The organism is Mammaliicoccus sp. JADD-157, assembly GCF_049310805.1.
In the GTDB taxonomy this organism is placed as follows: Bacteria; Bacillota; Bacilli; order Staphylococcales; family Staphylococcaceae; genus Mammaliicoccus; species Mammaliicoccus lentus.
The window spans coordinates 219,795-233,966 of sequence record NZ_JBMOVZ010000005.1 but is presented as its reverse complement, the minus strand read 5'-3'; the positions used below and the strand labels follow the sequence as shown (position 1 = coordinate 233,966).

General features: G+C 32.4%; 13 protein-coding genes. 4 read left to right on the top strand and 9 right to left on the bottom strand.

The genetic code is table 11. From position 1 onward, the window contains the following. Nucleotides 1-58: 58 nt before the first annotated feature. The 6 genes from rho to ACO6VN_RS13605 all read right to left on the bottom strand — a co-directional run bounded on the left by rho (nt 59) and on the right by ACO6VN_RS13605 (nt 6,551). The gene (gene rho / locus ACO6VN_RS13630; RefSeq protein WP_064204158.1) at nt 59-1,375 is read right to left on the bottom strand and encodes a transcription termination factor Rho; all 1,317 of its coding nucleotides are present in this window, start codon (nt 1,373-1,375) and stop codon (nt 59-61) included. Between the two features lie 423 nt (nt 1,376-1,798). Then, complete coding sequence (locus ACO6VN_RS13625; protein ID WP_422404783.1) at nt 1,799-3,226, bottom strand: aldehyde dehydrogenase family protein; 1,428 nt, start codon at nt 3,224-3,226, stop codon at nt 1,799-1,801. Nucleotides 3,227-3,423: 197 nt separating this feature from the next. Continuing rightward, nucleotides 3,424-3,753, bottom strand: a complete 330-nt coding sequence (locus ACO6VN_RS13620; RefSeq protein ID WP_016998891.1) for a winged helix-turn-helix transcriptional regulator — start codon at nt 3,751-3,753, stop codon at nt 3,424-3,426. Nucleotides 3,754-3,821: 68 nt separating this feature from the next. After that, nucleotides 3,822-5,078: a UDP-N-acetylglucosamine 1-carboxyvinyltransferase gene (locus ACO6VN_RS13615; protein ID WP_422404782.1), complete on the bottom strand. Its 1,257-nt coding sequence runs from the start codon at nt 5,076-5,078 to the stop codon at nt 3,822-3,824. Between the two features lie 176 nt (nt 5,079-5,254). Beyond that, nucleotides 5,255-6,112: a class IIb fructose-bisphosphate aldolase FdaB gene (gene fdaB / locus ACO6VN_RS13610; RefSeq protein ID WP_016998889.1), complete on the bottom strand. Its 858-nt coding sequence runs from the start codon at nt 6,110-6,112 to the stop codon at nt 5,255-5,257. An 85-nt stretch (nt 6,113-6,197) separates the two neighbouring features. Further along, nucleotides 6,198-6,551, bottom strand: coding sequence for a response regulator (locus ACO6VN_RS13605; protein ID WP_016998888.1), 354 nt, complete (start codon nt 6,549-6,551; stop codon nt 6,198-6,200). Nucleotides 6,552-6,611: 60 nt separating this feature from the next. Between ACO6VN_RS13605 and ACO6VN_RS13600 the strand changes: the two genes are divergently transcribed. Continuing rightward, on the top strand, nt 6,612-7,139 hold the full coding sequence (locus tag ACO6VN_RS13600) for a DUF2529 family protein (RefSeq protein ID WP_216683337.1): 528 nt from the start codon (nt 6,612-6,614) through the stop codon (nt 7,137-7,139). A 390-nt stretch (nt 7,140-7,529) separates the two neighbouring features. On the opposite strand, the gene ACO6VN_RS13595 is transcribed toward ACO6VN_RS13600, so the two are convergent. The 3 genes from ACO6VN_RS13595 to ACO6VN_RS13585 all read right to left on the bottom strand — a co-directional run bounded on the left by ACO6VN_RS13595 (nt 7,530) and on the right by ACO6VN_RS13585 (nt 10,770). Beyond that, nucleotides 7,530-9,134: a CTP synthase gene (locus ACO6VN_RS13595; protein ID WP_016998886.1), complete on the bottom strand. Its 1,605-nt coding sequence runs from the start codon at nt 9,132-9,134 to the stop codon at nt 7,530-7,532. Nucleotides 9,135-9,277: 143 nt separating this feature from the next. Then, a complete protein-coding gene (gene rpoE, locus ACO6VN_RS13590; RefSeq protein WP_016998885.1) occupies nt 9,278-9,805 on the bottom strand; it encodes a DNA-directed RNA polymerase subunit delta in 528 nt (175 codons plus the stop codon). 104 nt (nt 9,806-9,909) lie between these two features. Next, nucleotides 9,910-10,770 (bottom strand): GNAT family N-acetyltransferase, encoded by an 861-nt coding sequence (locus ACO6VN_RS13585; RefSeq protein ID WP_064204161.1) that lies wholly within the window; start codon nt 10,768-10,770, stop codon nt 9,910-9,912. A 151-nt stretch (nt 10,771-10,921) separates the two neighbouring features. Between ACO6VN_RS13585 and ACO6VN_RS13580 the strand changes: the two genes are divergently transcribed. From ACO6VN_RS13580 to ACO6VN_RS13570, 3 genes are all read left to right on the top strand, one after another. Beyond that, nucleotides 10,922-12,526, top strand: coding sequence for a BCCT family transporter (locus tag ACO6VN_RS13580; RefSeq protein WP_103268942.1), 1,605 nt, complete (start codon nt 10,922-10,924; stop codon nt 12,524-12,526). A gap of 160 nt (nt 12,527-12,686) precedes the next feature. Continuing rightward, entirely contained in the window at nt 12,687-13,310 is a 624-nt protein-coding gene (locus tag ACO6VN_RS13575; RefSeq protein WP_323710972.1) for a pentapeptide repeat-containing protein, read from the top strand. Between the two features lie 18 nt (nt 13,311-13,328). Further along, on the top strand, nt 13,329-14,099 hold the full coding sequence (locus ACO6VN_RS13570; protein ID WP_323710971.1) for a TrmB family transcriptional regulator: 771 nt from the start codon (nt 13,329-13,331) through the stop codon (nt 14,097-14,099). Nucleotides 14,100-14,172 lie beyond the last annotated feature (73 nt).

Sequence of the window (14,172 nt, the reverse complement as noted above, 5' to 3'; positions counted from 1 at the left end):
TATTCACTCAATACTTACATATTATATATGTTGAGTAATTAAATTGCAACCTTAAATTTTATATGATGGACTTGCCAGTTTTAGCACTTTCTAACATAGATTTTCTTAAAACTTCAAAGAACTCTTCATTAGTTTTTGTGCGTTTTAATTTTCTTATAAAACGTTCTGCAAAATCATTTTGGTCCGTAAATAGGTTTCTTAACTGCCATACCATTTCTAATTCTTTTGGATCAAGTAACAATTCTTCTTTACGTGTTGAACTTCTTCTTATGTCAATTGCAGGGAATACTCGTTTCTCTGATAATTTACGATCTAAATGAAGTTCCATGTTACCTGTACCTTTAAATTCTTCATAAATCATATCATCCATGCGTGAACCAGTTTCAACAAGTGCAGTTGCTAAAATTGTTAAACTACCACCCGCTTCAATATTTCTTGCAGCGCCGAAGAAATGTTTAGGTCTGTGTAAAGATGCTGGATCTAAACCACCGGATAAAGTTCTACCACTTGGCGGAATAACTAAGTTATATGCACGTGCTAATCTCGTTAATGAATCCATTAAAATGATTACGTCTTCACCAATTTCAACAAGTCGCTTAGCGCGTTCTAATAACAACTCAGCTACTTTGACATGGTGTTCTGGCGGCTCATCAAAAGTAGAATTCACTACTTCTGCTTGTTCTACAGATCTCTCAATATCTGTAACCTCTTCAGGTCGTTCTCCAATTAATAATACAAATAATTTCGCATTAGGTTGATTTATTGCAATAGCATTAGCGATTTCTTTTAATAATGATGTTTTACCTGCTTTAGGAGGGGCAACTATCATTCCACGTTGTCCAAGACCAATAGGTGTAATTAAATCCATAATTCTTGTTGAATAATTTTTTTCTGTTGTTTCTAATTGGATACGTTCTTGTGGGTATAAAGGGGTTAACGCTTGAAAGTGTGGTCTTTTTTTAACTTCTTCTGCATTTTGATCATTCACAAAATCTACTTGTAATAAACCGTAATACTTTTCATTTTCTTTAGGTTTTCTAACTTTACCAGTTACTTTATCACCTTTTTTTATTTCAAAACGTCTTATTTGGCTAGCTGAGATGTAAATATCTTTCTCACCTTTAGAGTAGTTAACTGTTCTTAGGAAACCATATCCATCAGGTTGTATATCATCTAAAATGCCTTCCATATAATAGTTTCCGTCTTTCTCCATTTGTGCTTCCATAATGGCTAAGACAAGTTCTTTTTTATTTAATTTACTATAGCTACTGATTTTGAGTTCTTTAGCCTTAGATGTTAATTCTTTAGTTGTATAATTCTTGTATAATTCGTGAAACGATTCATACTGAGGACTTGTTCTGACTCTTTCTGCCATGATATTGACACCCATTTCTTAAAATCTATTTATTACTTTTACCCAGATTTACAATCTGCCATTAAACTATAGCATTTTTTTACGTTTAAGACAAAATATGTTGTGAACTTTAATTAAAAAATACTTGTATATGGTAAAATATACCTAAACATCTATATTTATCTCTTTTTATAGTAAAATTATACTATAATTTGTTACTTCAATCGTGAAAATAGCTTAAAACATCAAGAAATAATACATTATTTTTGTAATTATAACTTAATTATACAATGTGAATTTACTCAATTTTGAACGTTAGTAGCTGTTAATTTCCAAATCCTAATTACTATTTATTAAAAAACCAGCAACTTTCTATTTTGATTAAGAAAGTTGCTGGTTTTAATATTCACAGGAACAATTTATCCTGTATCATTTTTATAATACTTATTTAAAGTAGCCTGGTATTGCTTTGACTTCTAGGAATTCTTCTATACCATAGTCTCCCCATTCTCTACCAATACCTGATTGTTTATAACCACCGAATGGTAAGTCAGGTTTTCTACCTGCGTCATTTAACTCGACAGTTCCTGCTTCGATTGATCTAGCTACTTTTCTAACTTGATCTGTATCATTACCATAAACATAAGCTGCTAATCCATATACTGTATCATTAGCAATTTCAATTGCTTCATCTAAATCTTTATAGGTAATGATTGTACCTACCGGACCGAATATTTCTTCTTGAGCAATTGTCATATCGTTTTTAACATCTGTAAACAATGTCGGTTTTATGAAATAACCTTTTTCTAGTCCTTCAGGTTTACCTACTCCACCTGCTGCTAGTGTTGCGCCTTCATCGATACCTTTTTGAATATAACTTTGTACTGTATCAAATTGTTTTTTAGAAATAACTGGACCAATATCTTGTCCTTTTTCTCTAGGATTACCAACTTTTACATTGTTTATAGCTTTTGTTGCAGCTTCTATAAATTCATCTTTAATACTTTCAGGTATAATTGTACGAGTTGCTGCTGTACAAACTTGACCAGTATTTAAAACAAATTTAGCTACTGCTCCTTTAGCTGCTTTTTCGACATCAACATCATCTAAAATAACTAATGGTGATTTACCACCTAATTCTAATGAAACTTTCTTGAAGTCTTGTGCAGCTTTTTCCATAATTTTTCTACCAGTTGGGCCTGAACCTGTAAATGACATCATGCGAACATCTGGATGCTCACTTAATGGATCACCTACACCTTCACCATCGCCATTTACTAAGTTGAATACACCTTTTGGCACTCCAGCTTTTTCAAATATTTCAGCTAAAATGATAGCTGCAAACGGCGTTTCTTCTGATGGTTTTAACACTACAGGTGAACCTGCTGCAAAAGCACCAGCTAATTTTAATGATGTTTGGTTAGTTGGGAAGTTCCATGGTGTAACTAAACCTGCAACACCAATACCTTCTTTAACAACTAAGTCATCACCACGACGTTCTTCAAATTCTATTCTATCAATTGCTTTACTTGCTTCTCTAAAATGATTTAATCCCATTTGATAATGAACTGATTCTGATTTTTCTATCGGTGAACCAAGTTCATCTGTCATTGCATCTATTAAATCTTCTTTTCTATTTTCATACTCATCAGCAATTCTTTCTAATAATGCTTTTCTTTCTTCTACTGATGTGTTTCTAAATTTTACATATACACTTTTTGCTGCTGCTACAGCATCGTCAACATCTTCTTTGTTACCTGCAGCAATCTTACCTGCAACTTCTTCAGTTGCTGGATTGATTACGTCAAGAGTTTTACCACTATGACTATCTATCCATTCGCCATTAATATATTGCTTTACATCTTGTCTCATATATTATCTTCTCCTTTATAGTCATTACATTATTTATTATAGTATGTTATACCCACTTTTTTAAAATAATGTGTTTATAGAAATAAAAAAGAAGTAGGACAGGAATCTAATTTTCTAATCAGATTCCTGTCCTACTCCTATTTTCGTATCTTAAACTTAAATAATTTTTATATAAGTTTATAAAACAAAACACTGTTTTATGAATGGTTTTCCTCTAGTTCTACATTGCGTTGCGCCCACTCTTCTAATGGGACAAGTGCTTGCGCTAATTCGTAACCTTTGTTAGTAAGATGATATTCAACTGATAGAGGTGTTGTTGTCACAACTTTCTTTTCTACTAATCCCCATTCACTTAATTCAGTTAGTTTGAGGGATAAAGCTCTTGGTGTAATACGTTTCAAATCTCTCTTCATATCAGAAAAATGAGCTGCTTTGTCATTACAACGAGATAAATAATTGAGTATTAAACCATTCCAACTACGCCCGATAACTTTAAAAGTTTCTTCTAAGTATGGACACATTTCCATGTTACTCACCTCTTTTACTTCATACTCCTATATTACTACATTTTATATATAAAGTATATATTTTATACTCAAACTTCTTCAGTCCAAATATCTGCCCCTAAATGTTTTAATTTGTCTACTATACCACTATAACCTCTATAAATATGGTTAACATTATATACAGTTGTAACGTCTTCAGCAATTAATCCCGCAATTAATAATGATGCACCCGCTCTCAAATCACTAGCAGCCACACTGGCACCTGTAAGCTTTGATGGATAATATATAGCTGTTCCGTTTTCTAAATTAACTTTTGCACCCATTCGCAATAATTCATCAACATGTTTAAACCTTGCTGGGTAAATTGTTTCTACTACTTTACTTTGTCCTTTTGCTTTTAATAAAAGTGGTGTGAATGGTTGTTGTAAATCAGTAGCAAAACCTGGGTAAACTGAGGTTTGAATATCTACAGGTTTATATTCATCCCTACCTCTAATAATGATAGAGTCTTCTCCTAATTCAATCTCAGTGCCCATTTCTTTTAATTTCGCAATCAGAGGTTCTAAATGTAGAGGGATGATGTTTTCAATCAATACTTCCTCTCCCATAGCAGCTGCTGCACACATATATGTTCCAGCTTCTATTCTATCAGGAATAATTGAGTGATTAGTTCCATGTAAATTCTCGACACCTTCAATTTTTAAAGTATCAGTACCTGCGCCTCTAATTTTTGCACCCATATTGTTTAACAACGTAGCAACATCTACTATTTCAGGTTCTTTAGCAGCATTTTCTATAACTGTTTTACCTTTAGCTAAGCATGCAGCTAACATGATATTAATAGTTGCTCCAACACTTACAACGTCCATGAAAATTTTTGCTCCAGTTAATTCTTCAGCAATTAAATACATAGCACCTTGTTCATTCGTTACCTTAGCACCTAAAGCTTCAAACCCTTTAATATGTTGATCGATTGGTCTCGGACCAAGCGGACAACCTCCTGGCAAACCAATTACACACTTTTTAAAACGTCCAAGCATTGCACCCATCATATAATAAGAAGCTCTTAATGATTGAACTTTATTATTAGGTAATGGTAGATTAACCGCATCACTTGGATCAACAACGATTTGATCACCATTTAATTCAGTTTTTATATTTAAATCTCCAAGCAGGCTCATTAATGTCTTAACATCTGAGATATCTGGCAAGCCGTCTAGAGTTACAACATCATTGGCCATTAAACTAGCAGGTATTAATGCAACCGCACTATTTTTGGCACCACTAATTTGGACTTTGCCATTTAGTTTTTTTCCGCCTTTGATTTTTATTACTTCTTGAGACATATGTTTACTCCTTTACTTCATCGTCTTAGAGAATGCATACTCTCTCAACATGAATAATATGATAATTAATTCCATTATATACTATTCAATAACATAAACGCAAAAACGTAAAAAGTAAATAGTAAGAAATAAATTCATAAAAAAAAGACCTTGAAAAAGGTCTTTTTTTAAATAAATTAAGCTTGGTTTGAAGTACCAAATTCTTGGATTTTACCTTGTACAGTTGCTTTAATCGCTTCACGAGCAGGTCCTAAATATTTACGTGGATCGTAAACTTCACTGTCGTTGTTTAACACTTCGCGAACTGCTTTAGCAGAAGCTATTTGGTTCTCAGTGTTAACGTTGATTTTAGCTGTACCGTATGAGATAGCTTTTTTGATATCGTGTGTTGGGATACCAGTACCACCGTGTAATACTAATGGTAAACCAGTTGAAGCACCGATTTCTTCCATTTCTTTAAATCCTAAGTTTGGTTCACCTTTGTAAGGTCCATGAACTGAACCTAGTGCTGGAGCTAATGTATCGATACCAGTTCTTTCAACTAGTTCTTGACATTCTTTAGGGTCAGCATAGATAACACCTTCAGCGATTACGTCGTCTTCTTGTCCACCAACTGTTCCTAATTCCGCTTCAACAGAAACACCGTTAGCGTGAGCATATTCAACAACTTTTGACGTGATTTCAATATTTTCTTCAAATGAATGATGAGAAGCATCAATCATAACTGAAGTGAATCCAGCATCGATTGCTTCTTTACATTTGTCGAAACTTGAACCATGGTCTAAATGAATAGCTACAGGTACTGTAATGCTATAATCTTCAATTAATCCTTCAACCATTTTTACGACAGTTTTGAAACCGCCCATATAACGTGCAGCTCCTTCAGAAACACCTAAAATAACTGGTGCATTTTCTTCTTGAGTAGCTTGAAGAATCGCTTGTGTGAATTCTAAGTTATTTAAGTTGTATTGACCAACTGCATAACTATTTTCTTTCGCTTTAATTAACATTTCTTTCATTGAAACTAAAGGCATTGAGTTTCCTCCTATATGTGCAAGGCACGAATATTTACAAACTAATTATACCAAATTATTTTCATATTTGCATCTTTTGAAAGCCCTATCCTAAATGTTTTCTTACAATTTTCATAACTTCTTCAATTGTAAACGGCTTCATTAATACACCAGTTATATTGTCTTTAGTGAGCGTCTCTATATCTGTAGACGTTTGGAAAGCCGAAATGATATAAACTGGAACATCTGGATTTGTTTCTCTTATTTTAAATAAAACTTTTTCTCCTGATATACCCGGCATTCTTTTATCTATAAATATAAGTTTATATTCATTTTCGAGAAATTTATTTATACCTTCTTGGCCATTTTCAGCTGTATCAACATGATATTGATTTAACTCAAAAATTTCCTTTAATAATTGTCTTATATTTTTTTCATCATCTATAATAAGTACATCCATTGAAGATACCTCGCTTTTTATATAAAATAAATTTATTATCATTTAAAGGAGAATGCAATAGTGCTTAAAATTTTTAATACACAGCTGAACGGCATTTTTAGTAAAATAGATGCACAAGAAGAAGAAATCGCAATTGCTTCACAATTACTTATGCAAGCTGCTGGTGGTGAAGGTAAAATCCATATAAAAACTTTTGATGAGGCTAATCACCTTTCATCATTTATAACAGAAAGCAAAGAAAGTTTGCCTCAATCTCAAACAATGTCTTCATTAACAGATATAGATTCCATCGATACAACGGATCGCGCTTTATTAATTGCGCCATTCTTTACTGATGAATTAAATACTTGGATAGAGAAATTAACTGATAAAGATGTTGATTTTGTTGTTATAGCGAATAAAGACAAAGAAAATAAAGCCCACGAAACTTTAATGCATTATATTGATTTATATACACCACGACCAATCGTACCTACAGCTGATTACAGCAAAATTATAACACCACATATGATGGCAATAAATTACATACATTATATCATGTATGCTGAAATGTATGAGATTACTCAAGACTTAAATGAAGAAATATAATTAGTTTGTAATCATAATATTTAAGGGTAAAACAAATTTTTATGAGGTGTATAGGAAGCAAATGTTGCAAGACAAACGCCACGTGCAACTTAGAGCATCAGAATGTTGCTAGACGAGCGTCACGTGCAACTTAGAAGACCAGAATGTTGCTAGACAAGCGTCACGTGCAACTTAGAGCGTCGGAATGTTGCTAGACGAGGTCCACGTGCAACATAAATTCTCCTTATTGACAAGACTATTGAGAAAAGTCAATAAGGCCCTCGTTATTGACACGTTTGGTGAGAAAAGACAATAACTTGCCCGATACAACCTAAAACTGAGAATCCTTAAAAAAGAAGAGTCTGGGACATAAATACTTGTCCCAGACTCTCTTTAATTTAAAACCTATAATTATTGTTGATGATTAATACTTGCTTCTACAAATCCATGGAATAATTTTTGTGGACGTGTAGGACGAGATATAAATTCTGGGTGGAATTGACATGCTACAAACCATGGATGATTTTCTAATTCTACAATTTCTACTAATCTTCCATCTGGGCTTGTACCAGAGAATCTCATACCGTTTGCTTCTAATTTTTCACGGTAATCGTTATTGAACTCATAACGATGACGGTGTCTCTCTTCTACTTCTGTTTCGCCATATACTTTATGTGCAATTGTCCCTTCTTCGATTTTACATGGATAAATGCCTAATCTTAAAGTACCACCTAAATCTTCAATGTCTTTTTGTTCTGGTAATAAGTCGATGATTGGATAAGGTGTATTTGGATTTAATTCTGCTGAATGTGCATCTTGTAAACCTACTACGTTCCTTGCAAATTCAACTGTTGCTAATTGCATACCTAAACAAATACCTAAATAAGGTACATTGTTTTCACGAGCATATTGAATTGCTAAAATCTTTCCTTCAACACCTCTATCTCCAAAACCACCAGGTACTAAAATACCATCAACATCTGCTAATTCTTCTTTATAATTAGTTGAATCTAAATTTTCAGAGTTAATCCATTTAATTTCAATATCTTTTTTGAAGTCATAACCTGCATGTTTTAAAGACTCAGCTACTGATAAATAAGCGTCTTGTAAACTAACATATTTACCAACTAATCCTATTTTTACAGAACCATCTAGATTACGTACTGTTTCTAGTAATTGATTCCATTCAGTTAATTCTGCTTCTGGTGCTGCATCTAATGATAAACGATTAATAACGATATCATCCATATGTTGTTCTTGTAATGCAAGTGGGATTTGATAAAGTGTATCTGCATCTCTACATTCTATTACTGATTGTTTCTTAATATCACAGAACAATGCAATTTTATCTCTTAAATCTTCCGTCATTTCATACTCAGTACGAACAACAATTAGATCTGGCTGTATTCCTAAGCCTCTTAGTTCTTTAACACTATGTTGAGTTGGTTTTGTCTTCATTTCACCAGCAGCTTTAATGTATGGAAGTAAAGTACAGTGAATATACATAACATTTTCTCTTCCAAGATCACTTTTAATTTGTCTAATTGCTTCTAAGAATGGTAATGACTCTATGTCACCTGTTGTACCACCAATTTCTGTAATAACAACATCAGCATTTGTACTTTCACCCGCCATTAACAATCTTGATTTAATTTCATTTGTAATATGCGGTATAACTTGAACAGTACCACCTAAGAAATCCCCACGTCTTTCTTTTTTAAGTACGTGTGAATATACTTTCCCAGCTGTTACGTTTGAATATTTATTTAGATTAATATCTATAAATCTTTCATAATGTCCTAAGTCTAAATCTGTTTCAGCGCCATCTTCTGTTACGAAAACTTCACCATGTTGATAAGGACTCATTGTCCCTGGATCGACATTTAAATATGGATCGAATTTTTGTATCGTTACATTAAGTCCTCTATTTTTAAGTAATCTTCCTAGTGATGCTGCTGTAATACCTTTACCAAGAGACGAAACTACGCCACCTGTAACAAATATGAACTTTGTCATGTCCTTACCTCCATTTGATAATTAAAAAATAAAAAAGCTCCCACTTACATTAATTAAAATGTAAGATGGGAGCTATAGTTTATACGTTTGCCCTATTTAAAGGAGCCCAAATAAAATATTACCATCTTTTAATGAAAAGTCAATTATAATTCTTCTTCTTCCTCTTCTTCCTCGTCGTCGTCTTCTTCCTCTTCTTCGTCAACGACTAACCCAGCTTCATCTAATTCATCTTCAACTTCTTCATCTTCTGGATCTGCAGGATCATTTAATCCTTCTTCATCATCTTGAGCGATTGTTATATCAACATCTTTAGTTTTATCTTCTTCACCTAATAATGTGATGCCTGTATCTTCTTCATCATCTTCATCTAACACGTTGAATTTTTGAATAGTTGGTGCTATCTTCTCTTCGATATCTTCAACTGAATACCAGTCACGAAGACCCCAAATGTTCTCGCCTACACTTAAAAAGCGTCCATCTGTATTTAAATCTGTATAAAATTGTAGGATACGGTTTTCAATTTCAGAATCTTTATAATTACCGATACGTTTAAACTCATCAACCATGTCATATAAATTTGTTTCTTTGCTATTCTCACTTAAATAAATATAAGCCATTTCTATAAATGAATGTTCATCAACCATTTCTTTAGTAAAATCTTTTAATTTCATGCTTTACTCTTCCTTTCAACAATCGTACTATTGTCGCGCATTAATATTTATAATCATAACAGTTTACGATTATAATTGACAAGCTGATTTTTAGCAAATGTTTGTTAATAGTTAATATATTTCATCAACTTAATATAATCGTCAGCTTTTTGTATTTCAACAAAGTTCGCTTTGTAACATAATGCTTTTAATTTATTGTTTGAACCAAACAGAGATATGTGCAACTCTTTCTTGTCTGGGAACTTCCTTCTTACGAAAGTACTAAGTTGTCTTAATGCACTTTCAGCTATACCTTCTTTTCTTTCGCTCTCTTCAACTTCTATACTTCGAATATCAAAGTTATCACTTTTATGTTCTAAAACAATAATACCCACTTTTTTATTATCTTTCATTAAATGTATGTTTATAAATTCATTATCGTAGTCATCATCATGTAATTCTAGTTTTAACGAAGATACATACTTAGAATCTAAATCTAAATAATACAATCGTTCTTTGCCAAGTGGTCCTTCTTCTTTAGTTGCGGTATGCATGAAGCCTGCTCTTTCATACAAGTTCCATGCTGCCTCATTTTCAGCATCTACTACTAAAAATAAATGATCAAAATCAGGAAACACTAATTGTACATATTCAGGCAAATTCATCATGATTGTCGTGCCATAACCATTACCTTGATATTTTTCATTGATTGAAAGTGAACGAATATACACAACATTTTCTGGTGTTTCATAACCTTCATGCTGATAATATTTATGTAAAACGAAGAAACCAACTATTTCATTGTCTCGATTAACTACGACATTTGGTCTTCTATCAGAATCTTGTATCGCTTCATCTAGAACTTCTTTAGGTAGTGAAGAATATATTTGTTGACGCTCATTTAATTGAAATTCAGATAGTGCTGTTCTCATACTTTCTTCAAATGGTTTAATAAAAATATCACCGAACTGTTTTTCTTTAATCATTTACGATCCCCCCGTTGATTTAAATATATCATAACCAATTATAAGTTACTTCCGCAATTAAGAACCTTTTATTTATAAAATATGTATGTTATCTCTATAATTTTTAGGGTACTTGAATATAGACTGTTAAAGTTTAAAAAGGGGGAAAACAATGAGTCAGTCGAATGAACAACCAGATAATCAGAGTAACAAAACAACGTTAGTGTTCTGGGTATCCATGTCTATAATCATATTAATCACTTTATTAGCCGGAGTATTTCCTTCAGGCTTTGGAAAGTACGCCAATATTTTATATGGATGGATATCCAATAGTACGGGATGGTTATTCCTTATTATTGTATTTGTTTTAGATATATTTTTAATAGGGTTAGCTATAACTAGATTTGGACGTTTTAAGTTAGGTAGAGATGACGAAGAGCCAGAATTCTCATTCATATCCTGGGTTGGTATGCTGTTTTCTGCAGGCTTAGGTGTAGGTATCGTCTTTTGGGGCGTTGCCGAACCTATGACACATTATTTAAAATCACCTCTTCCTAATGAAGTAGACGGTAGTACATTAGAATCAGCAAGATTAGCAATGGGATATACATTTTTCCATTGGGGTATATCTCAATGGTCAATCTTTGCTATGGCTGGGCTAATCGTAGCATTCTTCCAATTTAGAAAAAGAAGAAATGGCCTAATTTCTACTGCTATGGAACCAGTATTTGGTGAAGCTTATAAAAAGCCATATAGAAATGTCATTGATGTGTTAGCGATTGTAGCTACTGTTATGGGTATTGCTACTTCAATCGGTTTAGGTATTATGCAAATCGGTGGAGGGCTTAATCATGTATTTGATATACCTAACAATAATTGGACTAAAATTATTATTACCATCATTATGACATTAATATTCCTAGGATCTGCCGCTTCAGGCTTGAACAAAGGCGTAAAATGGTTAAGTAATTCAAACATTTTTATATGTTTTGCATTACTAGTATTCATTCTAATTTTAGGACCAACACAATTTATATTTGAAACATTCACAGTTGCAATTGGCGATTATATCACGAATTTTGTTCAATATAGTTTAAGATTAAATCCATATGAAGGAGATAATTCTTGGATACAACAATGGACAGTGTTCTATTGGGCATGGGTGATTGCATGGTCTCCATTTATAGGTGGATTTGTAGCTCGTGTTTCTCGTGGTAGAACAATACGTGAATTTGTAATCGGTGTTCTAATTATACCACCACTTATCTCAATGAGTTGGATTGCGACATTCGGTGGAACAGCAATGTATCTTGTTATCAATAAAGGTGCAAGTATAGCAGAAGATGTTAAAGGTGATTACACAGTAGCACTTTTCTCATTATTATCACACTTCCCACTATACGAGTTCACAAGTATACTAGCGATTATTTTAATTTTCTTATTCTTAGTTACGAGCGCTGATTCAACTACATTTATTCTTTCAAGTATGTCGGACAGAGGCTCAATTACACCACCATTCAAATACAAATTAGTTTGGGGTATACTGATTGGTGCTATATCAGTTGCAATGACGTTAGCAGGTGGCTTAGAAAGCTTACAAACTGCTTCCATCGTCGCCGGTCTTCCATTCGCATTCATACTCTTTATGATGATATTCTCTATCATGAAAGCATTGCGAAGAGAGCCTACTAAGCATTTCAAAATGACTTATATCGATGACGACACAGATTTTTCTAAATCATTAGAAGAACGTGAAGACGAAGAAAATAAAAAATAAAAAATATATACACTTTCACATAGAAAATTTGAATTTCTAAGTGAAAGTGTTTTTAATTTATACTTAACTTTCTTATCATTATATTTATAGTATAATGAATAATAATTTATGTTGTTATATTATTTAGGTACAAACGCATATTATAATAAGGAGTACATTCATGAAAATTATTCAACCAAAAATAAAGAAAGAATTTGAATATGAACCTGAAGAGCACTATACACTGTTACAATCTTCTTATGATTTATATTTTAACAAAGCGCATATCGAATTCGATGAAGACACAACGCAAATGGATACACTATATTTTAACCAATGTACGTTTGAATCTATTGATTTTACGAAAATACATGGACTTGACCTTGTGTTTCAAGGCTGTGACTTATCAAATTGCCAGTTTGAAGACGCTTCATTAAATAGAATACAATTTAAAGATTGCCGTATGATTGGTGCGACATTTACTGACTTAACACTTAAACATGTACAATTTTCAAATTGTCAGTTAAAGATGAGTCAATTTGTTAATTGCCAATTTGACCATGTTTTATTTAATGATAATCAAATGTCTGAAACTTACATATCATTCTGTAAGCAAAAGGCGCTTGAAATTAAAGATTGTAGTTTACCTTCATTAGAAGTGGTAGAAACATCTTTAAATGGCGTTGATTTATCATCAAATGAAATAGAAGAACTTGTAATACAGCCTACAGATTTAAAGGGCGCTACTGTTTCGGAATACCAAGCCTATGACATACTCCCTTTATTTGGAGTCAAGGTAACTTAAAGTTAAAGGATGATCAGCATGAATAAAATGATAGATTTATTAAAGCAATTTGGTTTAAGTGAATATGGATCAAAAGCTTATATTTATTTAGTACAAAACCCAGGTATCACTGCATACAAATTAAGCGAACTATCAAGCGTACCCAATTCAAAAATTTATGAATCATTAAATAAATTAGAAGAACAAGGACTTGTATACTATAATTTACAAAATCAAAAAAAGTTTTATTATGCTATTTCACCTAAACAAACAGTAGAATTATTTGAGAAGAAACAAAATAATGCATTGATTCAATTAGAAGAAGAAATGGATAAATTAAATATCGCAAATCAAAATGACGCCATACAAATAGAAGTTTTAACAAACTCATCAAACATATATAGTAATATTTCAGAAGCGGTTAAAACTGCAAAAAAGCAAATAACTGTTTCTATTTGGCCAGATATATATGAAGTCATAGACAAAAATGCGCATAAAGATATTCATATCCAAGGAATGACTTTTCAAGTAGATAAACCAGGACACGATTTAATCAATCACAGATATACCAATTATGTTCAAAGCTCATTGACCCTTAAACCATTTATCGTAATCATCGATAATCAATATATGATTTACGGTCAAACACCAGATGATGATATGCGTGCGTATATCAGTCGAGATAGTACGCAAATTAAAATGATGAAAGATTACATTTGGCACGACGTTCTTGTGAATTTATATATAAGCAAGTTCGAAGAAAATATAGAAGACGAAATAACCCTTAAGAGAAAAAGATTTTTCTCTTAAGGGTTATTTTAATGGAAAAATTATTTTACTACGTTGGGATGTAGTAACTACCTAAGTAGTTAGTAATAATGTA